Annotated in this window: 36 protein-coding genes; 28 read left to right on the plus strand and 8 right to left on the minus strand. The window is 34.3% G+C overall.

What is annotated here, in order from left to right:
- Positions 1–49 precede the first annotated feature (49 nt).
- Positions 50–508: a hypothetical protein gene (locus GJV85_RS01260; RefSeq protein ID WP_207562076.1), complete on the plus strand. Its 459-nt coding sequence runs from the start codon at positions 50–52 to the stop codon at positions 506–508.
- A 125-nt stretch (positions 509–633) separates the two neighbouring features.
- Here GJV85_RS01260 and GJV85_RS01265 read toward each other — a convergent pair whose 3' ends face one another.
- Positions 634–1,734, minus strand: coding sequence for an ATP-binding protein (locus GJV85_RS01265; RefSeq protein ID WP_242689810.1), 1,101 nt, complete (start codon positions 1,732–1,734; stop codon positions 634–636).
- A gap of 140 nt (positions 1,735–1,874) precedes the next feature.
- Between GJV85_RS01265 and rpsJ the strand changes: the two genes are divergently transcribed.
- From rpsJ to infA, 23 genes are all read left to right on the plus strand, one after another.
- The gene (rpsJ, locus tag GJV85_RS01270) at positions 1,875–2,186 is read left to right on the plus strand and encodes a 30S ribosomal protein S10 (RefSeq protein ID WP_207562077.1); all 312 of its coding nucleotides are present in this window, start codon (positions 1,875–1,877) and stop codon (positions 2,184–2,186) included.
- 8 nt (positions 2,187–2,194) lie between these two features.
- Positions 2,195–2,770, plus strand: coding sequence for a 50S ribosomal protein L3 (gene rplC / locus GJV85_RS01275; RefSeq protein WP_207562078.1), 576 nt, complete (start codon positions 2,195–2,197; stop codon positions 2,768–2,770).
- Positions 2,770–3,384 carry a 50S ribosomal protein L4 gene (rplD, locus tag GJV85_RS01280; protein WP_207562079.1) on the plus strand — a complete coding sequence of 205 codons (615 nt, stop codon included), beginning with the start codon at positions 2,770–2,772 and terminating at the stop codon, positions 3,382–3,384. The genes rplC and rplD overlap by 1 nt, the downstream gene beginning before the upstream one ends.
- Positions 3,384–3,665 (plus strand): 50S ribosomal protein L23, encoded by a 282-nt coding sequence (locus GJV85_RS01285; protein ID WP_207562080.1) that lies wholly within the window; start codon positions 3,384–3,386, stop codon positions 3,663–3,665. The genes rplD and GJV85_RS01285 overlap by 1 nt, the downstream gene beginning before the upstream one ends.
- A 1-nt stretch (position 3,666) precedes the next feature.
- Positions 3,667–4,512, plus strand: a complete 846-nt coding sequence (rplB, locus tag GJV85_RS01290; protein WP_207562081.1) for a 50S ribosomal protein L2 — start codon at positions 3,667–3,669, stop codon at positions 4,510–4,512.
- 2 nt (positions 4,513–4,514) lie between these two features.
- Entirely contained in the window at positions 4,515–4,790 is a 276-nt protein-coding gene (rpsS, locus tag GJV85_RS01295; protein ID WP_207562082.1) for a 30S ribosomal protein S19, read from the plus strand.
- A 3-nt stretch (positions 4,791–4,793) separates the two neighbouring features.
- On the plus strand, positions 4,794–5,111 hold the full coding sequence (rplV, locus tag GJV85_RS01300; RefSeq protein WP_207562083.1) for a 50S ribosomal protein L22: 318 nt from the start codon (positions 4,794–4,796) through the stop codon (positions 5,109–5,111).
- A gap of 1 nt (position 5,112) precedes the next feature.
- On the plus strand, positions 5,113–5,826 hold the full coding sequence (gene rpsC, locus GJV85_RS01305) for a 30S ribosomal protein S3 (RefSeq protein ID WP_207562084.1): 714 nt from the start codon (positions 5,113–5,115) through the stop codon (positions 5,824–5,826).
- 2 nt (positions 5,827–5,828) lie between these two features.
- The gene (gene rplP, locus GJV85_RS01310) at positions 5,829–6,254 is read left to right on the plus strand and encodes a 50S ribosomal protein L16 (protein WP_207562085.1); all 426 of its coding nucleotides are present in this window, start codon (positions 5,829–5,831) and stop codon (positions 6,252–6,254) included.
- The gene (gene rpmC, locus GJV85_RS01315; protein WP_207562086.1) at positions 6,241–6,429 is read left to right on the plus strand and encodes a 50S ribosomal protein L29; all 189 of its coding nucleotides are present in this window, start codon (positions 6,241–6,243) and stop codon (positions 6,427–6,429) included. The genes rplP and rpmC overlap by 14 nt, the downstream gene beginning before the upstream one ends.
- Before the next feature lie 10 nt (positions 6,430–6,439).
- On the plus strand, positions 6,440–6,688 hold the full coding sequence (rpsQ, locus tag GJV85_RS01320) for a 30S ribosomal protein S17 (protein WP_207562087.1): 249 nt from the start codon (positions 6,440–6,442) through the stop codon (positions 6,686–6,688).
- Entirely contained in the window at positions 6,688–7,056 is a 369-nt protein-coding gene (gene rplN, locus GJV85_RS01325; RefSeq protein WP_207562088.1) for a 50S ribosomal protein L14, read from the plus strand. Before rpsQ ends, rplN begins: the two co-directional genes overlap by 1 nt.
- On the plus strand, positions 7,056–7,286 hold the full coding sequence (gene rplX / locus GJV85_RS01330) for a 50S ribosomal protein L24 (protein ID WP_207562089.1): 231 nt from the start codon (positions 7,056–7,058) through the stop codon (positions 7,284–7,286). The genes rplN and rplX overlap by 1 nt, the downstream gene beginning before the upstream one ends.
- A gap of 4 nt (positions 7,287–7,290) precedes the next feature.
- Complete coding sequence (rplE, locus tag GJV85_RS01335; protein ID WP_207562090.1) at positions 7,291–7,836, plus strand: 50S ribosomal protein L5; 546 nt, start codon at positions 7,291–7,293, stop codon at positions 7,834–7,836.
- Entirely contained in the window at positions 7,836–8,021 is a 186-nt protein-coding gene (locus GJV85_RS01340; protein ID WP_106184722.1) for a type Z 30S ribosomal protein S14, read from the plus strand. The genes rplE and GJV85_RS01340 overlap by 1 nt, the downstream gene beginning before the upstream one ends.
- A 74-nt stretch (positions 8,022–8,095) precedes the next feature.
- Positions 8,096–8,494 (plus strand): 30S ribosomal protein S8, encoded by a 399-nt coding sequence (gene rpsH / locus GJV85_RS01345; RefSeq protein ID WP_207562091.1) that lies wholly within the window; start codon positions 8,096–8,098, stop codon positions 8,492–8,494.
- Between the two features lie 12 nt (positions 8,495–8,506).
- Positions 8,507–9,043: a 50S ribosomal protein L6 gene (gene rplF / locus GJV85_RS01350; RefSeq protein WP_207562092.1), complete on the plus strand. Its 537-nt coding sequence runs from the start codon at positions 8,507–8,509 to the stop codon at positions 9,041–9,043.
- Positions 9,044–9,058: 15 nt separating this feature from the next.
- Positions 9,059–9,415, plus strand: coding sequence for a 50S ribosomal protein L18 (rplR, locus tag GJV85_RS01355; protein ID WP_207562093.1), 357 nt, complete (start codon positions 9,059–9,061; stop codon positions 9,413–9,415).
- 8 nt (positions 9,416–9,423) lie between these two features.
- Positions 9,424–9,864 carry a 30S ribosomal protein S5 gene (gene rpsE / locus GJV85_RS01360; protein ID WP_207562094.1) on the plus strand — a complete coding sequence of 147 codons (441 nt, stop codon included), beginning with the start codon at positions 9,424–9,426 and terminating at the stop codon, positions 9,862–9,864.
- Between the two features lie 3 nt (positions 9,865–9,867).
- Positions 9,868–10,266 (plus strand): 50S ribosomal protein L15, encoded by a 399-nt coding sequence (gene rplO, locus GJV85_RS01365; RefSeq protein ID WP_207562095.1) that lies wholly within the window; start codon positions 9,868–9,870, stop codon positions 10,264–10,266.
- A gap of 4 nt (positions 10,267–10,270) precedes the next feature.
- Positions 10,271–11,533 carry a preprotein translocase subunit SecY gene (gene secY / locus GJV85_RS01370; RefSeq protein ID WP_207562096.1) on the plus strand — a complete coding sequence of 421 codons (1,263 nt, stop codon included), beginning with the start codon at positions 10,271–10,273 and terminating at the stop codon, positions 11,531–11,533.
- Positions 11,534–11,535: 2 nt separating this feature from the next.
- Positions 11,536–12,294: a type I methionyl aminopeptidase gene (gene map / locus GJV85_RS01375; protein ID WP_207562097.1), complete on the plus strand. Its 759-nt coding sequence runs from the start codon at positions 11,536–11,538 to the stop codon at positions 12,292–12,294.
- Positions 12,295–12,312: 18 nt separating this feature from the next.
- A complete protein-coding gene (gene infA / locus GJV85_RS01380) occupies positions 12,313–12,531 on the plus strand; it encodes a translation initiation factor IF-1 (protein ID WP_013326041.1) in 219 nt (72 codons plus the stop codon).
- A gap of 42 nt (positions 12,532–12,573) precedes the next feature.
- On the opposite strand, the gene GJV85_RS01385 is transcribed toward infA, so the two are convergent.
- The 5 genes from GJV85_RS01385 to GJV85_RS01400 all read right to left on the minus strand — a co-directional run bounded on the left by GJV85_RS01385 (position 12,574) and on the right by GJV85_RS01400 (position 14,832).
- Positions 12,574–12,876 (minus strand): chorismate mutase, encoded by a 303-nt coding sequence (locus tag GJV85_RS01385; RefSeq protein WP_207562098.1) that lies wholly within the window; start codon positions 12,874–12,876, stop codon positions 12,574–12,576.
- A gap of 20 nt (positions 12,877–12,896) precedes the next feature.
- A complete protein-coding gene (locus tag GJV85_RS13740) occupies positions 12,897–13,019 on the minus strand; it encodes a hypothetical protein (protein ID WP_255550557.1) in 123 nt (40 codons plus the stop codon).
- 13 nt (positions 13,020–13,032) lie between these two features.
- Positions 13,033–13,239, minus strand: a complete 207-nt coding sequence (locus GJV85_RS01390; RefSeq protein ID WP_242689811.1) for a hypothetical protein — start codon at positions 13,237–13,239, stop codon at positions 13,033–13,035.
- A gap of 2 nt (positions 13,240–13,241) precedes the next feature.
- Complete coding sequence (locus GJV85_RS01395) at positions 13,242–14,090, minus strand: CvfB family protein (protein ID WP_207562099.1); 849 nt, start codon at positions 14,088–14,090, stop codon at positions 13,242–13,244.
- A 337-nt stretch (positions 14,091–14,427) separates the two neighbouring features.
- The gene (locus GJV85_RS01400; protein ID WP_207562100.1) at positions 14,428–14,832 is read right to left on the minus strand and encodes an arsenate reductase/protein-tyrosine-phosphatase family protein; all 405 of its coding nucleotides are present in this window, start codon (positions 14,830–14,832) and stop codon (positions 14,428–14,430) included.
- A 120-nt stretch (positions 14,833–14,952) separates the two neighbouring features.
- Between GJV85_RS01400 and GJV85_RS01405 the strand changes: the two genes are divergently transcribed.
- A complete protein-coding gene (locus GJV85_RS01405) occupies positions 14,953–15,153 on the plus strand; it encodes a hypothetical protein (RefSeq protein ID WP_207562101.1) in 201 nt (66 codons plus the stop codon).
- Positions 15,154–15,211: 58 nt separating this feature from the next.
- Positions 15,212–15,436 carry a hypothetical protein gene (locus tag GJV85_RS01410; RefSeq protein WP_207562102.1) on the plus strand — a complete coding sequence of 75 codons (225 nt, stop codon included), beginning with the start codon at positions 15,212–15,214 and terminating at the stop codon, positions 15,434–15,436.
- 6 nt (positions 15,437–15,442) lie between these two features.
- On the opposite strand, the gene GJV85_RS01415 is transcribed toward GJV85_RS01410, so the two are convergent.
- Both GJV85_RS01415 and GJV85_RS01420 read right to left on the minus strand, forming a co-directional pair.
- Entirely contained in the window at positions 15,443–16,222 is a 780-nt protein-coding gene (locus tag GJV85_RS01415; RefSeq protein ID WP_207562103.1) for a MipA/OmpV family protein, read from the minus strand.
- Between the two features lie 4 nt (positions 16,223–16,226).
- On the minus strand, positions 16,227–17,498 hold the full coding sequence (locus tag GJV85_RS01420) for an SPL family radical SAM protein (RefSeq protein WP_207562104.1): 1,272 nt from the start codon (positions 17,496–17,498) through the stop codon (positions 16,227–16,229).
- A 145-nt stretch (positions 17,499–17,643) separates the two neighbouring features.
- Here GJV85_RS01420 and GJV85_RS01425 point away from each other — a divergent pair, with 145 nt between their 5' ends.
- Positions 17,644–18,828 carry a PAS domain-containing protein gene (locus tag GJV85_RS01425; protein WP_207562105.1) on the plus strand — a complete coding sequence of 395 codons (1,185 nt, stop codon included), beginning with the start codon at positions 17,644–17,646 and terminating at the stop codon, positions 18,826–18,828.
- A gap of 81 nt (positions 18,829–18,909) precedes the next feature.
- Positions 18,910–19,722, plus strand: coding sequence for a helix-turn-helix domain-containing protein (locus GJV85_RS01430; RefSeq protein ID WP_207562106.1), 813 nt, complete (start codon positions 18,910–18,912; stop codon positions 19,720–19,722).
- Positions 19,723–19,735 lie beyond the last annotated feature (13 nt).

Here is a 19,735-nt window from a genome sequence, read left to right on the forward strand (position 1 = left end):
TTTAAGTATTAAAGTAATATAATTTCAGATCTTAGAGTAAAGGTTTGTGATGAGATTATTTTTAATATCTGGAATGCTTAGTATATTTTTCTTTTCTGGTTGTGCATATAAAATTGTTGGTCTTACATCAGAAGAAGTAAAATTACACAGTATTGTTATGGTAGCAGAAAGTGAAATATTATGCTCATTAAGCGGGAGTGACTTTATTGTAAATAAAGGAGACATTTTTGGTGTTGAAAAAATAGAAGGTAAAAAATATGTGCAATATGACATGAAAACATTCAGTATTTTAGATGATGATTATATGATATTCCCAAAAGAGACATTATATATGAAATTGTCGAATGAAGACCCCATAGGATTTGTCGTTTATCCTAATGGTGAATTTGTATATGGATACTATAATGTTGCAAGATATACTAATCCGTCAGATCCCTTCTTATTACTTGGAGGGTATGATTGCAAGTATAGTGGAAATAAACTATTTAACATGATAATCAATAAGTGAAACTTAGTATAGAAGATTCTCTATGCTTAGAATACAGTAATAGTAAGTATAAAATTGATAAATTAACTTTACAATTAAATTATTTAGAATTTTCAATTTTTGAGACTAAAGTGAAACTATAGATATTAATCTCCTAGAGCCCAAATATCAAAAGGTACTATTTCTACCTTAGAGAGGGGATGTGAAATACTACTCTCTTTATTCATAGAGATAACTGTAACTTTTTTAATAGAGTGGGTAAATATAAAGGCCTCAATGCTTTCTAACTTTTTGAATAGTTGTCTTTCATCCACAAAAGGTTTTGACAAAATTATTTCATCTGAGGATGGTAGATAAAAATCAATATCATCATCGTAGTAAGATTTTACATTTGACTTTAATAGTTCTAAAAATATCATATTCTCAAAAAGTCTTCCAAAGTTCTTCTCTATACTAAGTGCCGTTTTAATTGAAGTGTCACAGAGATAAATTTTTTTAGTTGCTCTATCATGATTAAATTTACTCAATGTATGTATATAGTTTTTAGATACAAGATCCTCAAAAGATTTATAAAGTTTATCTTTGGATATTTTTCTTATAAGTTTAAGTTTTTCATAAATTGTAAATGCAGAGAGTTTCTGTGACATAAATTTTGCACATATGGAAAGTATGTCAAACTCGATATCGCTTAGTGTAAATTGCAATATATGTTGAAAGTAGAGGTTCCTCTCATCTGAGTGTATCTTATGCATAGAAGGAAATCCACCAAGTTGGAAAAAGTGGTTTAATGCACTTGAGTCATATTTATGCTCATATGCAAGAAACTCTTCATAATCAAGAGGAAAGAGTTGCAGTTGCTGCAGTGATTTAATATCATGCCTAATTTGTGAAGTAATAATAAGTTGAGAAACATTCGCAAAGTTTATACTCTCTTTGTAGTTGTCAAGTACTAAAACATCTATTTTATTTTTATTACAAAATTTATTGAGAGTGGTGTTTAAAAGTTCTATATCTATACGAATATCATTGCAGTCTATATATAAGTAACTATTTTTTTTAAGTCCTAGTAGGTAGTTTTTTACTAATTTTGTTTTTCCACACTGAGAAACTCCATTGATTTGATAAGAACTATCTCCAATAAAAACCTTTCTATCATGAAATTTATCTACATAAAGATCAGTTTTATAAAACTCTTCTAATAAAATATCCATATTTTTCCAATTATTTTTTATATCTAATTTTATCATTTCCTTATTAAAAGGAAATAAATTTACTATAAAATCAATTTTAAGTGCCTAAATCCTTGAATAATATAGCTTATAAAGGTATAATTCCGCTCCGTTACAATAGTTAGGCAAGACCTAACGAGTTCTTTAGAAGGAAAAACATGGAAAAAATTCGTTTAAAATTGAAAGCTTACGATCATCGTGTATTAGATAGATCAGTAGCGTCAATCGTTGAGGCTGTAAAGCGTACAGGTGCTGCAATTCGTGGTCCAATCCCTTTACCAACAAAGATTCGTAAATATACAGTATTGAAATCAGTTCACGTTAACAAAAAAGCTCGTGAGCAGTTTGAAATCCGTATGCACGCTAGAATGATCGACATAGTATCTGCAACGCCAGAAACAGTTGATTCATTAATGAAGCTTGATCTTGCACCGGAAGTGGACGTTGAAGTTCGCTCTATGGATAAGTAGGAGTCATCGTGGAATATATTGTTGAAAAAATCGGTATGAGTCGTACTATCACAGTTCCTGCTAAGCCAGTTACTCTTTTAAGAGTTCTTGACGCTAAGGTATGTGAAGTTAACGAAGGGACTGCAGTTGTATCTTACAACAGCGGTAAAAAAATTAATAAAGCAATTGAAGGTCAACAGAAAAAGTATTCTCTTTCTGCTGAGTTTAACCGTTTTGTTACTTTAGAAGTTGCAAACACTGAAGCTGGTGACTTAGACTTAACTCCATTAGCAGAAGCTAGTGTAGTGAAATCTACATTCAGAACTAAAGGTCGCGGTTTCTCTGGTGCTATGAAGCGTTGGAACTTTTCTGGTGGTCCTGCATCTCACGGTCATAGATTTGGTCGTAGAACAGGTTCAATTGGTAATGCTGAGTGGCCAGGTCGTGTTATGAAAGGTAAGAAAATGCCAGGACACTATGGTAACGCACAAAACAGCGTAAAAAATGAGATCGTTTCTTACGATGCTGAAAATAAAATCATTGCGGTTTTAGGTTCTGTATCTGGTGCTAACGGTGCTCTAGGTCGTGTAAAGGTAGCTAAATAATGAGCGCAATTATCTTAAATGAAAAAATGGAAAAAGCTTCTGAGTTAGCTTTACCAGAATCTTTTTCTGGTATTAACCCTCACAACCTTTGGTTATATGTTAAGTCAGCTCAAGCTGCGCAACGTGCTAACTCAGCTACTGCTAAAGGTAGAAGTGAAGTACGTGGTGGTGGTAAGAAGCCATGGGCTCAAAAAGGTGGCGGACGTGCTCGTGCTGGTTCTCGTCGTTCTCCAATATTCGTAGGTGGTGGTAAAGCTTTTGGTCCTCAAAACAACCGTAACTACGATTTAAAAGTAAACAAAAAGCAAAAGAAATTAGCTTTAAACTTTGCTTTAAATGAACATGCACAAAATGGTACGCTTTTTGTAGTTGACAACATTGAAGTAACTTCTGGTAAAACAAAAGATGCAAATGCAATGTTTAAAGCTCTTAATCAAAGAGATGTTCTAATTGTAAAATCATTATTAGATGAGCCAACGTTTTTAGCTTTTGAGAATTTATCTCAAACTTACGTTATTGAATCTAATGAGTTAAACGCATACTTAGCTTCAAACTATCGTTCAATCGTGATAGAAAAAGCAGTATTCGAAGCATTAACAAGTGAGGCTAAGTAATGGCTGATATTACAGATATTAAATCTATTATATATACAGAGAAGACTCTTGCTCTACAAGAAGATGGTGTTATCGTTGTACAAACATCTCCTCGTATGACTAAAAGTGGTCTTAAGGAAGTTTTTAGAGAATATTTTGGGATTATTCCAAATAAAATAAACTCTTTAAATCAAAACGGAAAAACTAAACGTTTCCGTGGTGTACAAGGTAAGCAAAATGACTTTAAAAAGTTTTATGTTACTTTACCTGAGGGTGCACAAATAGAAAGTTTGGCGGTATAACATGGCAATTAAAACTTATAGACCGATAACTCCGTCTCGTCGTTTTTATACAAATGTTGATAGCTCAGACATCACGGCAAAAGCTAGTGTTCGTTCATTACTTGTAAAACTACCAACACATTCTGGTCGTAACAACAATGGTCGTATCACTTCTCGTCACCGTCAAGCTGGTGCTAAAAAGCTTTATCGTATTGTTGACTTTAAAAGAAACAAATTTGATATTCCTGCAACTGTAAGTGCAATTGAGTATGATCCGTACAGAAACTGTCGTATCGCACTTGTAACTTATGCTGATGGTGAGAAGAAATATATCCTTCAACCAAAAGGTTTAGTAGTTGGTGACAAAATTTCTTCTGCAGAAAGTGGACTAGACGTTAAGCCTGGTAATACTATGAAATTAAAGAATATCCCAGTGGGTACGTTAATTCATAATATCGAGCTTAAAACTGGTAAGGGCGGACAAATGTGTCGTGCTGCTGGAACATCTGCTCAGATTATGGGTCGTGATGGTAAGTATGTATCTTTACGTATGCCTTCATCTGAAATGCGTTTAGTACTTGGTGAGTGTTTAGCTACTATTGGTCAAGTTGGTAACGAAGAGTTTGGTAACATAGTTATCGCTAAAGCTGGTCGTCAACGTCACCTAGGTATTCGTCCTCAGACTCGTGGTTCAGCAATGAATCCAATTGATCACCCACACGGTGGTGGTGAAGGTAAAACGAACTCAGGTCGTCATCCAGTTACTCCATGGGGTAAACCTACGAAGGGTGCTAAAACTCGTCGTAAGAAATCAAGTGATAAGTTAATTATTACTCGTCGTAAACCAAATGCTAAAAGGGTAGGTTAATTATGGCTCGTTCACTAAAAAAAGGTCCATTTGTTGATGACCATTTAAGTAAAAAGATTGAAAAGGCTAAAGCTGAAGGTAACAAAAAACCTATCAAGACTTGGTCAAGAAGATCTATGGTTACACCTGATATGGTTGGCTTTACTTTAAATGTTCACAACGGACGTCAATTTGTTCCTGTTCATGTATCAGAGAACCACATCGGTTACAAGCTTGGGGAATTTGCTCCAACTCGTACATTTAAGGGCCATAAGGGCTCTGTTCAGAAGAAAGGATAGATCATGGCTAGAGCATTATTAAAATTTATCCGTGTATCTCCAATTAAATCTCGTCTTATCGCAAGAGAGGTTCAAGGTATGAACGCTGAAGAAGCTATGGCAGCTTTAGAGTTTACACCAAATAAAGCGGCAAAAATTATCTATAAAGTAATTGCATCTGCAGTTGCGAATAGTGGTAGTGAAGCTGGAGACTGTATTGTTACTTCATGTCGTGTAGACAATGGTCCAGTTCTTAAGCGTTTCCGTCCTAGAGCACGTGGTATGGCATCGGGTATCCGTAAGCCAACTGCACATATCTTAGTAGAAGTGGAGGGTAAATAGTATGGGTCAAAAAGTTAATCCTATTGGTTTACGTCTTGGTATCAACCGTAACTGGGAGAGCCGTTGGTTCCCTAACTTTAAAACAGCTCCTGCTGCTTTAGGTGAAGATCACAAGATAAGAACATTTTTAAAGAAAGAGCTTTACTATGCTGGTGTTGCAAACATTATTATAGAAAGAACAGTTAAAAGACTTCGCGTTACTATCGTTGCTGCTCGTCCTGGTATTATTATCGGGAAGAAAGGTGCTGATATTGAGAAACTTAAAACTGCTCTTCAAAAGCTAATTGGTAAGCAAATTTCTGTAAACATCAAAGAAGAGAAAAAAGCTCAAACTTCATCTCAACTTGTTGCTGAAAATGTAGCAACTCAGCTTGAGCGTCGTGTTGCTTTTAGACGTGCTATGAAGAAAGTTATGCAAGGTGCACAACGTTCTGGTGCTAAGGGAATTAAAATAGCAGTTGCTGGTCGTCTTGGTGGAGCTGAAATGGCTCGTACTGAATGGTATCTAGAGGGACGTGTTCCTCTTCATACTCTTCGTGCAAAGATTGATTACGGTTTCGCTGAAGCACATACAACATACGGTATTATCGGTGTTAAAGTGTGGATCTTCAAAGGGGAAGTACTTACTAAAGGTGTTCCTGTTGAAGTAGCTGAAGAGAAAAAAGAGCGTCGTCCTAAGCGTACTGCTCGTCCAACTAGTGAAAAGGCTGAATAATTATGTTAATGCCAAAAAGAACAAAATATCGTAAAGTAATGAAAGGTCGTAACCGTGGTTACGCTCGTTCAGGTTATAAATTAGCTTTTGGTGATATCGCGTTTAAAGCGGTAGAAGCTGGTCGTATCAACTCTCGTCAGATTGAATCGGCTCGTATCTCTGCTACTCGTCACATTAAAAGAAGTGGTAAAATCTGGATTCGTGTTTTTCCAGCTAAACCATTAACAGCTAAGCCTCTTGAAACTCGTATGGGTAAAGGTAAGGGTGCTGTAGACCAATGGGTTATGAATATTAAACCAGGTCGTATAATTTTTGAAATGGCTGGTGTTCCAGAAGAGCTTGCTCGTGAAGCATTAACTCTTGCTATGCACAAGCTTCCATTCAAATGTAAAATAATCACTGCGGAGATGAACAATGAACTATTCTGATTTAGCAGATAAAAATTCAGCTGAACTTCAAGCTATGCTTAAAGAAAAGAAAACAGAGCTGTTTACTTTAAAAATTAAACAAAAGATGATGCAACTTCAAAATACTAGCGAACTTAAAGTAGCTAAAAAAGATATTGCTAGAATCAACACTGCACTTACTGCAGTAGCAAACTAGGAGCTTGGGTATGACACATAAACGTGAGATTCAAGGTAAAGTTGTAACTATTGCAGGCGAGAAAACAGTATCTATTGTTGTTGAACGTCGTGTAATGCACCCTCGTTACCACAAAGTTGTAAAGCGTTTCAAAAAGTACTTAGTACATGATGAGCGTAATGAAGTTAAAGTTGGTGATGAGATTATTGCAATCGAGTGTCGCCCACTTTCTAAGACTAAATCTTTTAGACTTAAAACAGTAGTATCAGGAGCTGAATAATGATCCAGGGTTTTACTCGTTTAAATGTAGCTGATAATACAGGTGCTAAAGAGATTATGTGTATTAAGGTACTTGGTGGTTCTAAGCGTCGTTATGCATCAGTAGGTGACGTTATCGTTGCTTCTGTTAAAAAAGCGACTCCAACTGCTAAAGTTAAAAAAGGTAAGGTTGTTAAAGCTGTTATCGTTAGAACTCATAAAGAAGTTCAACGTGAAAATGGTTCATTAATTCGTTTTGATGATAATGCAGCTGTAATCCTAGATGACAAAAGAGAACCAATCGGTACTCGTATTTTTGGCCCTGTTGGTCGTGAAGTACGTTATGCTGGATTCATGAAAATTGTTTCTCTTGCGCCGGAGGTTGTTTAATGGCAAAGTTTAATTTCAAAAAAGGCGATACTGTAGAGATTATCGCTGGAGATGACCGTGGAACTAAGGCTACTGTTTTATCAGTAATGCCTAAGAAAAACAAGGTTATCGTAGAGGGTTGTAAAATAGCTAAGAAAGCTGTTAAACCAACTGAAGATAATACGAAGGGTGGGCATATCAATAAAGAGATGCCAATTGACGCTTCAAACGTACGTAAAGTGGAGGCATAATTAGATGGCACGCTTAAAAGAAAAATATTTAGGTCTAAAATCTGAGTTACAAGCTGACTTAGGAATTAAAAATCCTATGCAAACACCACAATTAGAGAAGATAATCATCTCTGTTGGTGCTGGTTTTGCAATGAAAGATAATAAGCTTATTCAAAACATTGAAGATACAATTACTAAGATTGCTGGTCAAAAAGCGTCTACGGTAATCGCGAAAAAATCTGTTGCAGGTTTTAAAGTTCGTGAAGGTATGCCAGTAGGCGTACGCGTTACTCTTCGTGGTGAAAACATGTATAACTTTCTTGATCGTCTAGTATCTATCGCGCTTCCTCGTGTGAAAGATTTCCGTGGTGTTCCAAGAAATGGTTTTGATGGTCGTGGTAACTACAATTTTGGTCTATTAGAGCAACTAATTTTCCCAGAGATTGGTTATGATTCGATCATGCAAATTCATGGTATGAATATTACTGTAGTAACTAGTGCTGATTCAGATAAGGCTGGTTTTGCTCTTTTAGAGAAAATGGGTATGCCTTTTACTAAAGGGAGTAACTAATGGCTAAAAAGTCTATGATCGCAAAAGCGGCAAGAGAACCTAAATTTAAAGTACGTGGTTATACACGTTGTCAGATTTGTGGTCGTCCACACTCTGTACTTAGAGATTTTGGTATCTGTCGTATATGTTTTAGAAAAATGGCAAATGAGGGATTAATCCCAGGTGTTAGAAAGTCTTCTTGGTAAGCCAAGAGGAAACTACTAATTATTAGTTTATACTTTGATTAGATTCAAAGTATTTACAAAGTCAAGGAATAAAAATGGCAATTAATGATCTAGTATCAGATGCGTTAACTCGTGTTCGTAATGCAGGTATGAGAAGATTACCAGTTACTACTTTAGTACATTCAAAAAGTGTTGAAGCTGTAGCAAATATCTTAGTAGAAAAAGGTTATCTTGAATCTGCAAATGTAGTTGAAGATGGTGTTAAAAAAACTATCAAAGTTGTACTTAAGTATAACGATGAAGGTAAAACAGTAATCAATGAAATGAAAAGAGTTTCTAAGCCTGGTCGTCGTGTTTACAAAGGTAAAGAAGATATCAAGCGTTTCAAAAATGGTTATGGTACTATTATTGTAAGTACATCACATGGCGTTCTTGCTAATGACAAAGCTTTTGAGCTTGGCATTGGTGGTGAAGTTATGTGTACAATTTGGTAAGGGGAGAATAACATGTCTAGAATTGGAAAATTACCAGTAGAATTTGCAGCTGATATTACAGTTAAAGCAGATGGAAATGTTATTACTTTTACTAAAGGTAAAACAACTATGGATTTAGATACAAAAGGAAATGTTTCTTTTACTCTTGAGGGTAATACATTAACTTTTGCTACTTTATCAGATGCTCGTGAGCATAGAGCTTTTTGGGGAACTTATAGAGCACTTGCGGCAAATATTGTTACAGGTTTAACTACAGGTTACTCTAAACAATTAGAGATCAATGGTGTTGGTTATAGAGCTGCTGTTAAAGGTAAAGTTCTTAATCTTCAACTTGGACACTCACATGATATTGACTTCGATTTAGTTGATGGTCTTGAAGCTACAGTTGAGAAAAATGTTATCACTCTTAAGAGTCATGACAAACAACTTTTAGGTTCAGCAGCTGCAAAAATCAGAAGTTTCCGTCCACCAGAGCCTTACAAAGGTAAAGGTGTGAAATACATGGAAGAGCATATCGTGCGTAAAGCCGGTAAAACTGCTAAGAAGTAAGGGAGGATATTAAAAATGAATGCTAAAGTATTAAAATCTAAAGTAGCAAATCGCGTTAAGCGTAAGTTACGTATTCGTGCAAAAATATCTGGTTGTGCTTCACTTCCTCGTGTTTCTGTATTTCGTTCAAACCGTTATTTAAGTGTGCAGGCTATTGATGATGTAGCTGGCAGTACTGTATGTGCACTTAATTCAAAAGCTACTGGTCATAAAGCTAATAGAGAAGGTGCAGCTGCACTTGGTGAAGCATTTGCTGCTAAACTAAAAGAAGCTAACATCAACGAGATAGTATTTGATCGTAATGGTTACCAGTATCACGGTGTTATCGCTGCATTTGGTGATTCACTTCGTGCTAACGAAATTAAGTTTTAGGGGCTAAGATGGAAATTAACAGAGATGATTTTGAAGAATCAATTGTAAATATTGGTCGTGTTACTAAAGTTGTTAAGGGTGGTAGACGTTTTCGTTTTACTGCACTTATCGTTGTTGGTAACAAGAATGGTACAATCGGATACGGTGTAGGTAAAGCAAAAGAGGTTCCTGATGCTATACGTAAGGCTGTTGATAACGCTTTTAAAAACTTAACAACTGTTAAGATTAAAGGTTCAACAATCGCACACGATATTGAGCATAAATATAACGCTTCTCGCGTTTTACTTAAGCCAGCATCTGAAGGTACGGGTGTAATCGCCGGTGGAGCTGCTCGTCCAGTTCTTGAGCTTGCAGGTATACAAGATATACTTACAAAATCAATCGGTTCAAACAACCCTAACACACTTGTACGTGCTACTGTTGAAGCACTTGGCAGATTAAAAGGATAGATGATGGGTATTGAAAATTTAACACCTGCTGAAGGTTCTACTGCTAATCGTAAACGTGTTGGACGTGGACAAGCTTCTGGTACTGGTAAGACTGCAGCTCGTGGTCAAAAAGGTCAGAAGTCTCGTTCAGGTTACAAGAGAAAAAGAAACTTTGAGGGTGGTCAACAACCACTTGCAAAGCGTATGCCTAAAATTGGTTTTACATCACGTGTAATTAAACCATATGTAATTAATGTAGGTAAAATTAAAGCTGTTGCTGAACTTGCTGAAATCACTGTAGAAGCAATTCGTGGTGTTCACAAGATGAGTGCTAGTGTTACTAAAATAAAACTAGTAGGAGCTACTGCGAAAGATTTAGCTTCGAAAATTAAAGACGAAAACGTTACTACAACAGGTAACTAAACAAATGAATAAAAATCTAGTTAATAAGATACTTATTACTATCGGGTTTTTATTTATCTATCGCCTACTGGCTTATGTGCCAGTTCCAGGCGTAGATGCAGCAGTTATTGCATCATTCTTCGACTCACACCAATCAGATGCTCTTGGTTTATTTAACATGTTCAGTGGAAACGCTGTTGAGAGACTATCTATTATATCACTTGGTATTATGCCTTATATCACCGCATCGATTATTATGGAGCTTTTAGCTGCAACATTTCCAACTCTTGGTCAAATGAAAAAAGAGCGTGATGGTATGGTTAAGTATATGCAAATTATTCGTTATGCGACTATTGTTATTACTATAATTCAAGCTATAGGTGTTAGTGTAGGACTTCAGAGTTTAACTGGACCTACAGGAAATAGTGCAATTTTAGCTGATCAAAATACATTTATACTTCTTTCTGCTATCTCAATGTTAGCTGGAACGATGTTACTCATGTGGATTGGTGAGCAGATTACTCAAAGTGGTATCGGTAACGGTATCTCTTTAATAATCTTTGCTGGAATCGTATCAGCTATACCATCAGCTATAGGTCAAACTATAACTATGGTTAACTCTGGTGCTATGAGTTTCATTACTGTAATAGCTATCTTAGCACTTATTTTAAGTACAGTTGCTATTATTATTTATGTTGAACTTGGTGAGCGTCGTATTCCAATTACATATGCTAAAAAGACTATGATGCAAAACCAAGATAAGCGTGTAATGAATTACATTCCTATTAAAGTGAATTTAGCTGGTGTTATTCCAGTTATCTTTGCAAGTGCTATATTGATGTTTCCTATGACTGTATTATCTTCTAGTACTAACCCTACTATTCAAGGTATTGCAGATTTATTAAACCCAAATAGTTACTTTTTTAACTTTTTAACTTTTGCATTTGTTATTTTCTTTGCATTTTTCTATGCATCGATTACTTTTAATGCAAAAGATATATCTGATAACCTTAAACGCCAAGGTGGATTTATTCCAGGTATTCGTACTGGTAATGCGACAAAAGAGTTCTTAAATGAGACTGCAAGTAGATTAACATTTACTGGTGCGCTTTATTTGGGTCTTGTTGCTACTTTACCATTTATGATTATTAAAGGGATGGGTGTTCCATTCTTCTTTGGTGGTACAGCAGTTTTAATCGTTGTTCAAGTTGCACTTGATACAATGAGAAAAGTTGAGGCACAGATTTATTCAAGTAAATATGAAACTCTAAGTGCGGTCGGTCTATAAAAATGGCGATTGCGCTAAGAAAACCTCAAGAGATAGAAAAACTTCGAGCTGCTAACAAAATTGTTGGCGGTGCTCTTGAGTTACTTCGAGCAAACACAAAAGTTGGAGCTTCTTTAAAAGAGCTTGATACTATGGCAGAGGATTATATTCGCTCTCATGGTGCTAAGCCTTCTTTTAAAGGTCTTTATGGCTTTCCAAATGCTGTTTGTACTTCCCTTAATCAAGTAATCATTCATGGTATCCCAACAGACTATAGACTCCAAAGTGGAGATGTAATAGGTTTCGATATTGGTACTGAGTTAGATGGTTGGTTTGGTGATGCTGCAATTTCAGTTGGTGTTGGTGAGATAACTCAATTAGACGAGGCATTGATCGCTTGTGCTAAAGATACACTTTTAAACTCTATCGCAGAAATCAAAGAAGGCATGCGCTTTAAAGAACTTTCTAAAATATTAGAAGACAATATTTTAAGTGCAGGTTTTGTCCCTTTGAAAAATTTCTGTGGACATGGCATAGGTAAAAAACCTCATGAGGAACCTGAAATTCCAAATTATTTAAATGGTGCAAACGCTAAGTCTGGACCAAAGATAAAGAATGGAATGGTTTTTTGTTTGGAGCCTATGGTATGTCAAAAAGATTCTACTCCTATTATTCTAGAGAATAAATGGGATGTTGTTAGTGCCGATGGTTTACGCGGTTCACACTATGAGCATACTGTTGCAGTTATTAACGGTAAAGCTGAAATATTATCTCTTGCTTAAGAGAAAAAGGACTTAAAAATGGCTAAAGCAGACGTTATTGAAGTTGATGGCAAGATTATTGAGGCATTGCCAAACGCAACTTTTCGTGTTGAATTAGAAAATGGACATATTATTTTATGTCACATTGCTGGAAAGATGAGAATGCACTATATTAAAATTCTTCCAGGTGATAAAGTGAAACTGGAGCTAACTCCATACTCTCTTGATAAAGGTCGTATCACTTATAGATACAAGTAGAAAGCTAAGTTGCTATCCTTTATGGATAGCAATTATCTTATCTTAAAATACATCAGAATTTCTAAACTCTGATATCTCCATCTCTACCATTTCATCTATCATTATAGTAAAAATTTCTGCAAGCATATTTGGATTAATCCCTAGTTGAATGCCTTTATGACGTACTCTTTGAATTATAAAATCAATTCTGTCTTGGGCCTTTACTTCATCTACACTGTTTTTAAAGCTTGCTGCTTGACGAATTAAGTGACTTCTATCTGAAATAGTTTCTACTAGTTGATCATCTATTTTATCTATCTCACTTCTTACTTCTTCGAGTGTATTACATTTTTTTAAATTAGACATTTTTTATATCCCTTTTTAATTTATCTTTCAATATTTCTATTTATATATGCTAAGTAAGCAACACCAACTATGAGTAATCCAAATGTGATTGCCCAGATATAAAAATCACCACCACTAGCAGCTTTATCTATTGTTTCATTCATAGAAATATTATAGTTAGTTTGGCTTGATGAATTTCTTAATTGCTTTTGGAATATGTGCAAAAGGAATGTTATGTACCCCTGTTTTATCTGGATCATTGAGAATTAGCACATCCACAGTCATCTTAGTTTGGTAAAAACGTAAGGCTCTATACTTCACTGTGTTGATTTCAAATTCTATATTTTTATCTCTTAAATCTTGATTTACTTTTTTCTTTATCATTATTAGCCTTTGATATATATGCCAGTATCTTTTACATCTATCTTACCAGCATCTTGAAGAGATGTAAGTGTTCGCTTAAACTCTTTTTTACTTAGTCCAAAGATATCTTTAATTAACTCTGCATCGCTCTTGTAGTTGTATGGAAGTATTCCTTTAGCTTCTTTAAGAAGAGTCATAACTTTCTCATCAGAACCACCACTCTTTTTACTTCCTGGTTTTCTAAGAGTTAGGTCAATATTTCCATCTTTTCTTATCGTTTTGACATAAGCAGTTTTTTCATCACCTAGATTTATAGTTTCAAAGATTTCATTATGATAGATAAGACCTTCATATTTATCGTTGACTATACATTTAAAACCTAGTGGCGTTTTAGAAATAACAAGTATCTTCGCCTCTTTATTAATAGCAAGACCTTTTACCTTTCTATCAAAAAAGTCGCCTAGTTTTTCGGTTCCAACAAGTCTATGAGTTCTCTCGTCATAGATAACTCTTAAGTAGCGTTTTTCACCCACAGTAAATGGAGTTTTTTGAAACATATTTGGTACGAGTAGATCTTTTGTAAGACCCCAATCCATAAATGCGCCAAAGGGTGCTACATCAACAACCTCAAAGAGAGCAAGTTCATCAAGCATAGCTTTTGGCTTTAGTGTAGTTGCAACAAGTCTATCTTCGGAGTCTGTATACAAAAATACATCTATGAGTGTATCTTCTATCATATCTTGCGTTACATACTGCCCGGGTAAAAGGACATCATTGCCATCCTCAGCCATCAAAAAGAGTCCTGGGGTTGTATCTCTATCTACTCTGAGTGTATTTATCTTTCCTAGTTCTAAGTAGGGACTTAGTGTCATTGTATTTCCTTGGTAATTCCGTATTTTATAAATGTAATTATAGCTATATTGATATTTTAAAGCGGTTAAGTATAAGTTGTATAATTTTTAAACAGCTTTTGAGAACACTATTTGCTATAATAATTTTGGGTTAAGACTCGTTTTGTTGTTTATACGTTTAAACTGTTCTATGCTTTTTAAGTAGAGGAGTATGTCATGAAAAATTATTCACTTCAAGTTTACATTAGTAGTTCTAGTCGTCAAAAAGTTGATCAAAATAAGCGATTTCTTAGTATGGTAAGAGCATCTATCATGCTTAATGATGGAGGAGGCTGATCCATTGGCAAATAATCATTGTTTATTCACTGAGTTCATTTCTAACTATAGGTATTAACTCCATCTTCATCTCTTTTATAATCTGCTCGATTTCACTTAGAGAGTTTTTTGTGGGAACATCATACTCTATCTGAATCTGAGTAGACTTTGAGAGTGATTTTGGACACTCCTTAGAAGACTTATCACAGAGCGTAATTACTAAATCATAATTTATATCTGGATTTTGATCATAAACCTTTGAGTTATATTCATCTCTCCAAAGTAAATGACTACTAAGAGATTTGATGACATTTGCATCTATCTTTTTACTCTTTTTTGTAGCGCCACTAAAAAAATCAATTTCACTTAGATACTTTGTAAGTATTGCTTGGGCGATGATGGAGAGCGAGCTGTTATCACTGCATAAGAGAAGTACTTTTTTATTCACATTAATGCCTTATAGTTATCTTGAGCTAATTATATCTTAAAGAAATTAGACTCTAAGAATATGTAAGGGCTTGACAAGTTGATTTGGATAATATTTCAAAATTAAACACAAGGAATTAAAATGTATAAAATAATAGTAGATAGAGAATGTGGTTGTTTTAAAAGAAGTGACATGCAAAACAATTTAGAAATTGAATCAAAAGATGAAGCTTTAGCTAAAAGCTTAGAGATGAAAAATGAGATGAATGATGTATTTTGCAAAAAGCATAGTTTTAGCGTTCAAGAGGGTGAAAACTGTTTTATCATCTCTATGAATAGCTAGATATATTTAGGAATAATTTTTGCTAATTATCTAATTAAAGATAATTAGTGAGAAGAGAATGATTTTATTTAAAAACTCTAACGAGAGAAGTTACTACTACAAGATAAATATTTACCCTACGCTTTTTGGAGATTTTTTAATCCAAAAAGAGTATGGTGCTACACAAAACTCCAAACCAACAAATACCATTAAAGAGTATGTTAATTCAAAAAAAGAGGCACTCTGCTTACTTCTTGATATAGTAATTGATAAAAAAAGTTTAGGCTATTTGAAAACTGCATAAACCCTATTAGGGATGAGTATAAAATATATAAGCTAGTGAAACTCCGTAGTACAAGGCTGTATCTGTTTCAAGTAAGGGAGAGTCCTTGTAAACAGCATCTTTAACATTAAAGTATGAAATAAAGGCACCGCTCCACCAAGAACCTTTTTTATAGGTTAATCCTACTCGATTTTTAAAACCTCCAAAACCACTATGTGCTTCATATGCATCACGCTGAGCAGTAGCATATTGACTCTTTACAGAATAATAGTAACTATGGTATACATCATCTGCAGCAATTATACCTGTACGAAATGTAAGTGTTAAGTCTTTATAGTTAAGCGAGTACTTTAGTTGTGGATTTGAAGTTATTCCTCTATACTCTACTCTAGTGTAATTGGTAGAAAATACTGCTCTAAATGGAAACTCTAGTTCTAGTTTACTTATACCTTTATCATAGATATTATAGACAACCTCAAAGCCAATTTCACCACTTAAGTCTAAATCAGGCATATCTTTTCTCGCACCATTCTTATCACTACTTGCAGGCAGAGAACCACTCATGCTTAGCTCAAGTTTGAGGCCATTTATTCCAAAAAGTTCTCCATTAATTCCATCTTCATCTATGCGAAAATTCTCTCCTCTGTATCTGATAAATGGAATCGGTAGTGCTAAATATTGTGAAGACTTTGAGCCTATGTAGTTTGGATAACTTAGTGCTCCCACTCCTAAACCAAGTTCGAGTTCATACTCTTTAGAGTATATAAGGGAAGCAAAACTAAGTAAAAAGAGTAGAGCAACCTTCATAAATCTAAATAAAGTACTCTATGCCTACTTTATTACAGTATGAACTGAGCATATCTCTTTCAAAGTCATTGTTTGTAGAGTATTGGTAACCAAAGGTTTTGTTCCACATTGAGTGCTCTTCCATGCAGAGGTAGAAAAAGACTCTGTTATCAGAGTTTATACCCTTAGGATGCCAAGGCTCAAAACTCTCATAAGCATGTTTAAACATCTCTACCTTTGTAGATTCAGGATAAGATGTTTTACCGCTTGCGTCTTCATGAGGTATCTGCGTTATCTTAGTTCTAAACTCGCGTTCACGTAACTGCTTAATAACTGGCTTAATAAATGTGAGTGTCCCAAAACTTACAAGAGCTACTTCGCTTGGTAGAAACTCTGAGATAAGCCTTTTGTAGACTTCTGCATACTCTGCTAAATAGCCATCATACTCAACTATAGGATGAAAGTGAAAACCAACTTTGACTCCCTTGTCTGCCATTTTTCTTGCTGCGTTTATGCGTTTATCAAGTGAGGCAGTGAGATGCTCTTCATTTTCTATAATTGTTTTTGTATTAAGACTCCATGTACAGAGTATATTTTTAGGTACTTCATTTTCTAGGAAGTACTTTACATTGTCTGATTTTGTTTTAAACTCTAAAAGTACATTGGGATTTATTCTAGCAAACTCAAAAAGAGCATCTAAAACTCCTTCGCGGTTTCCAAACATAAGTGAATCAGAGGCTTGTCCCGTTCCTATATGATAAGTTTTATTTGGCTCAAGAGTTAGGCCTAGTAGCTTATCTTTAAAGCTACTATCAAAGGTAATTGTGTTTTGATTGTAAAAACTTTGGATTGAACAGTAAGAACAATCAAACCCGCAAGATTCAACTGCATCAAGCGTCAAAAGATTACAACATCTTGTTTTCTCAGATGCAACAGGGCAGAGACCTAAACCAAAACCCTCTTTAGGCTCAGTTTTAAAAGTGAATTTCTGCTCTTGGGGAATATTTTTAAGTGTAAAATTATCATAAGAGTTAGTTTTGTTTCGTATCTCTTCATAAGCTTGCCTAAGTCTTGTAAAGACAACTTTTCTTTGAGTATGCTCTGGAAATATTTGAATAATCGTAGTTTCATTCCACATCTCTAAGTCTCGAGCAATGTCTATAATCTGTTTAATCTCTTGATGTGAGAACTTAAACGCGAAGGACTTCTCTTTTATAAACTCTTGTTCTTCTTGGGGTAGCTTTAAAAAGAAACTATTCTCTATAGCTTTTGTAAATTTTTCTATGTACTCATTCATAATCGAATTCTATACTTTTAACTCTTCATATGTAATAAAAAGTAGTAAATTTGATTTCTTAGATAGTGTGTCGTGTTTATACAACTATATATATTTAAAATTATTCTAAAATGTATTTTACAAAAACTATATTAGAGAGAAAGTATTGTTATTAAAGAGTACGCAAAAAGATCTTGAAAATAAAAAATTAGTTGAATATTTCTCTGATGGCATTGCAGTTATAGAAGATGGGATTGTTACAGAGTGTAATAGTGCCATTGTAAACATGATGGGAGCATCGAGCAAAGAGCAACTTGTAAGTCTACATCTATCTAAACTATCTCCAGAGTTTCAAGATGATGGAGCCTTGTCATACATAAAAGTCAATGAGATGCTAAAGTTATGTAAAGATAAAGGTAGTCACAATTTTGAGTGGATATGTAAGCGCATGAGTAATGAAGATTTCTGGACAAGCATCTCTTTGACTGCTATGCACCAAGATGGAAGAAATACAATAGTATCAGTATGGCGAGATATTAATGAAAAAAAGATACTAGAACTTGAACTGGAAAAATCAAATGAAAAATACAAACTTCTCGAAAAAGAACTAGAAGCAAAAGTTAAAGCAAAAACAGCACTACTTTTAAAGGAGGCTTGCCGTTTGGAAATGGACAATCTAATCAAAACGATTGGACATCAGTGGAGACAACCTCTCTCAAGTATTGGGGCACTTTCAGCAAATATGCAAATGGATATCATACTGAGTCAAAGCTCTTCCATAGAAGAAGGAAATAAAGATTTTTTTCAAAAATCCTTACAAGATATAGATGCTACTTTACAAAAGCTATCTTCAACCATAGATAGTTTTTTAAGTCCATATAGTTCAGATAGAGTTAAATCTTTGTGTAGCGTTAAGGAGCTAATAGAGGATGCTTTGCAAACGGTTGGTGAGTCATACAAAAAAAATTCAATTACTGTTAAAAAAAAGATTGATAGTAATATAGATGTTTTTATCAATAAAGAGGATATGTCTCGTGCTATTGTATACTTGCTACAAAATTCAGAGGATGCATTACTTTTAAGTAGAGCAGAGATGCCTTTTGTAGATATCAATGTGACTAAAAATGATAAATTTATTAAAATAGATATCTGTGATAATGCGATGAAAATCGATGATAATATTAGGGGGAATCTGTTTAATCCCTATTTCTCTACTAAAAGTGAACTAAATGGAAAAGGATTAGGACTATATCTTGCCTCAACAATAGTGAAATATGGGCATAATGGGAATCTCTATTTAGACGAGTTTAAAGAGATGACCTGTTTTTCTATTGAGTTACCATTAGATTAGATGAATAGTCGTATTTATACAATGTAAATTATATATTTCTTGGGTAGTATACAAACACAAATTTTAATCAGAAGCATTTAAATGAAATATAAAGTTTATAAACCAGTTAATGAATTAGTAGATATTGTTCATAAGTATTTTGTAGTGGACTCCATCGAAACAATGGATGCAATTTTATGTTTGCCTAATGGAGGAAATTTTTTAGTATTTAACAGAGGTTTGCAGGGTTATCATAAGTTACACACAGGAAAGAAGTTTTTAATTCCAGGGAACTTCTTCCTTACCGTTAAAACGCGAAAAGCAAGACAAGTATTTTTAGACCTAAAAAAAGCAACTTATCCAATTATCTGTGTTGAACTGCATCCCATAGGTTACTATAAACTTTTTAATAAAGACTCCCATCACCTTAATAAAGATAATATAGAGTTAGATGCTGATATAGTCAATAGATATTTTCCTAATTTATATAAAAATGCAACTATTGAAGATGAAATAGAGTACCTCAATAGTAGAATGCTTTTATTGTATCATTCACATGGACACGAGAGAGAAAACATAGAAAACATCTTAGATAAGATAAAAAATGAGTACCACTTTGAAGTGAGTGTGGAAAAATTAGCTGAAGATTTTAACTGTAGTCGAAAAACAATGGAGAGACAATTTAAAAAGATTATTGGCATAACACCGAAGAACTATATATACATTCAAAAATTTTGTCAAACATTTTTGTCATATATGAAAGATGGCAAGTCTTTACAGCAGATGGAATATTTATATAATGACAGCTCCCATTTTAACGCTGTTTTTAAAAATATTACGGGTGTTACACCAAGTGATTTATATAAAGATGTAGTGGTAAATAAAAATATTACTATCTATCAAATGCTTGAATAAGCATTTGATAAGT

The organism is Sulfurimonas aquatica, assembly GCF_017357825.1.
Lineage (GTDB): Bacteria > Campylobacterota > Campylobacteria > Campylobacterales > Sulfurimonadaceae > Sulfurimonas > Sulfurimonas aquatica.

Bases quoted from the DNA above. Each gene is read 5' to 3' on its own strand.
- GJV85_RS01260 (WP_207562076.1), top strand. From the start codon at position 50: ATGAGATTATTTTTAATATCTGGAATGCTTAGTATATTTTTCTTTTCT.
- GJV85_RS01265 (WP_242689810.1), bottom strand. From the start codon at position 1,734: ATGATAAAATTAGATATAAAAAATAATTGGAAAAATATGGATATTTTA.
- rpsJ (WP_207562077.1), top strand. From the start codon at position 1,875: ATGGAAAAAATTCGTTTAAAATTGAAAGCTTACGATCATCGTGTATTA.
- rplD (WP_207562079.1), top strand. From the start codon at position 2,770: ATGAGCGCAATTATCTTAAATGAAAAAATGGAAAAAGCTTCTGAGTTA.
- GJV85_RS01285 (WP_207562080.1), top strand. From the start codon at position 3,384: ATGGCTGATATTACAGATATTAAATCTATTATATATACAGAGAAGACT.
- rplB (WP_207562081.1), top strand. From the start codon at position 3,667: ATGGCAATTAAAACTTATAGACCGATAACTCCGTCTCGTCGTTTTTAT.
- rpsS (WP_207562082.1), top strand. From the start codon at position 4,515: ATGGCTCGTTCACTAAAAAAAGGTCCATTTGTTGATGACCATTTAAGT.
- rplV (WP_207562083.1), top strand. From the start codon at position 4,794: ATGGCTAGAGCATTATTAAAATTTATCCGTGTATCTCCAATTAAATCT.
- rpsC (WP_207562084.1), top strand. From the start codon at position 5,113: ATGGGTCAAAAAGTTAATCCTATTGGTTTACGTCTTGGTATCAACCGT.
- rplP (WP_207562085.1), top strand. From the start codon at position 5,829: ATGTTAATGCCAAAAAGAACAAAATATCGTAAAGTAATGAAAGGTCGT.
- rpmC (WP_207562086.1), top strand. From the start codon at position 6,241: ATGAACTATTCTGATTTAGCAGATAAAAATTCAGCTGAACTTCAAGCT.
- rpsQ (WP_207562087.1), top strand. From the start codon at position 6,440: ATGACACATAAACGTGAGATTCAAGGTAAAGTTGTAACTATTGCAGGC.
- rplN (WP_207562088.1), top strand. From the start codon at position 6,688: ATGATCCAGGGTTTTACTCGTTTAAATGTAGCTGATAATACAGGTGCT.
- rplX (WP_207562089.1), top strand. From the start codon at position 7,056: ATGGCAAAGTTTAATTTCAAAAAAGGCGATACTGTAGAGATTATCGCT.
- rplE (WP_207562090.1), top strand. From the start codon at position 7,291: ATGGCACGCTTAAAAGAAAAATATTTAGGTCTAAAATCTGAGTTACAA.
- GJV85_RS01340 (WP_106184722.1), top strand. From the start codon at position 7,836: ATGGCTAAAAAGTCTATGATCGCAAAAGCGGCAAGAGAACCTAAATTT.
- rpsH (WP_207562091.1), top strand. From the start codon at position 8,096: ATGGCAATTAATGATCTAGTATCAGATGCGTTAACTCGTGTTCGTAAT.
- rplF (WP_207562092.1), top strand. From the start codon at position 8,507: ATGTCTAGAATTGGAAAATTACCAGTAGAATTTGCAGCTGATATTACA.
- rplR (WP_207562093.1), top strand. From the start codon at position 9,059: ATGAATGCTAAAGTATTAAAATCTAAAGTAGCAAATCGCGTTAAGCGT.
- rpsE (WP_207562094.1), top strand. From the start codon at position 9,424: ATGGAAATTAACAGAGATGATTTTGAAGAATCAATTGTAAATATTGGT.
- rplO (WP_207562095.1), top strand. From the start codon at position 9,868: ATGGGTATTGAAAATTTAACACCTGCTGAAGGTTCTACTGCTAATCGT.
- secY (WP_207562096.1), top strand. From the start codon at position 10,271: ATGAATAAAAATCTAGTTAATAAGATACTTATTACTATCGGGTTTTTA.
- map (WP_207562097.1), top strand. From the start codon at position 11,536: ATGGCGATTGCGCTAAGAAAACCTCAAGAGATAGAAAAACTTCGAGCT.
- infA (WP_013326041.1), top strand. From the start codon at position 12,313: ATGGCTAAAGCAGACGTTATTGAAGTTGATGGCAAGATTATTGAGGCA.
- GJV85_RS01385 (WP_207562098.1), bottom strand. From the start codon at position 12,876: ATGTCTAATTTAAAAAAATGTAATACACTCGAAGAAGTAAGAAGTGAG.
- GJV85_RS13740 (WP_255550557.1), bottom strand. From the start codon at position 13,019: ATGAATGAAACAATAGATAAAGCTGCTAGTGGTGGTGATTTTTATATC.
- GJV85_RS01390 (WP_242689811.1), bottom strand. From the start codon at position 13,239: ATGATAAAGAAAAAAGTAAATCAAGATTTAAGAGATAAAAATATAGAA.
- GJV85_RS01395 (WP_207562099.1), bottom strand. From the start codon at position 14,090: ATGACACTAAGTCCCTACTTAGAACTAGGAAAGATAAATACACTCAGA.
- GJV85_RS01405 (WP_207562101.1), top strand. From the start codon at position 14,953: ATGTATAAAATAATAGTAGATAGAGAATGTGGTTGTTTTAAAAGAAGT.
- GJV85_RS01410 (WP_207562102.1), top strand. From the start codon at position 15,212: ATGATTTTATTTAAAAACTCTAACGAGAGAAGTTACTACTACAAGATA.
- GJV85_RS01415 (WP_207562103.1), bottom strand. From the start codon at position 16,222: ATGAAGGTTGCTCTACTCTTTTTACTTAGTTTTGCTTCCCTTATATAC.
- GJV85_RS01420 (WP_207562104.1), bottom strand. From the start codon at position 17,498: ATGAATGAGTACATAGAAAAATTTACAAAAGCTATAGAGAATAGTTTC.
- GJV85_RS01430 (WP_207562106.1), top strand. From the start codon at position 18,910: ATGAAATATAAAGTTTATAAACCAGTTAATGAATTAGTAGATATTGTT.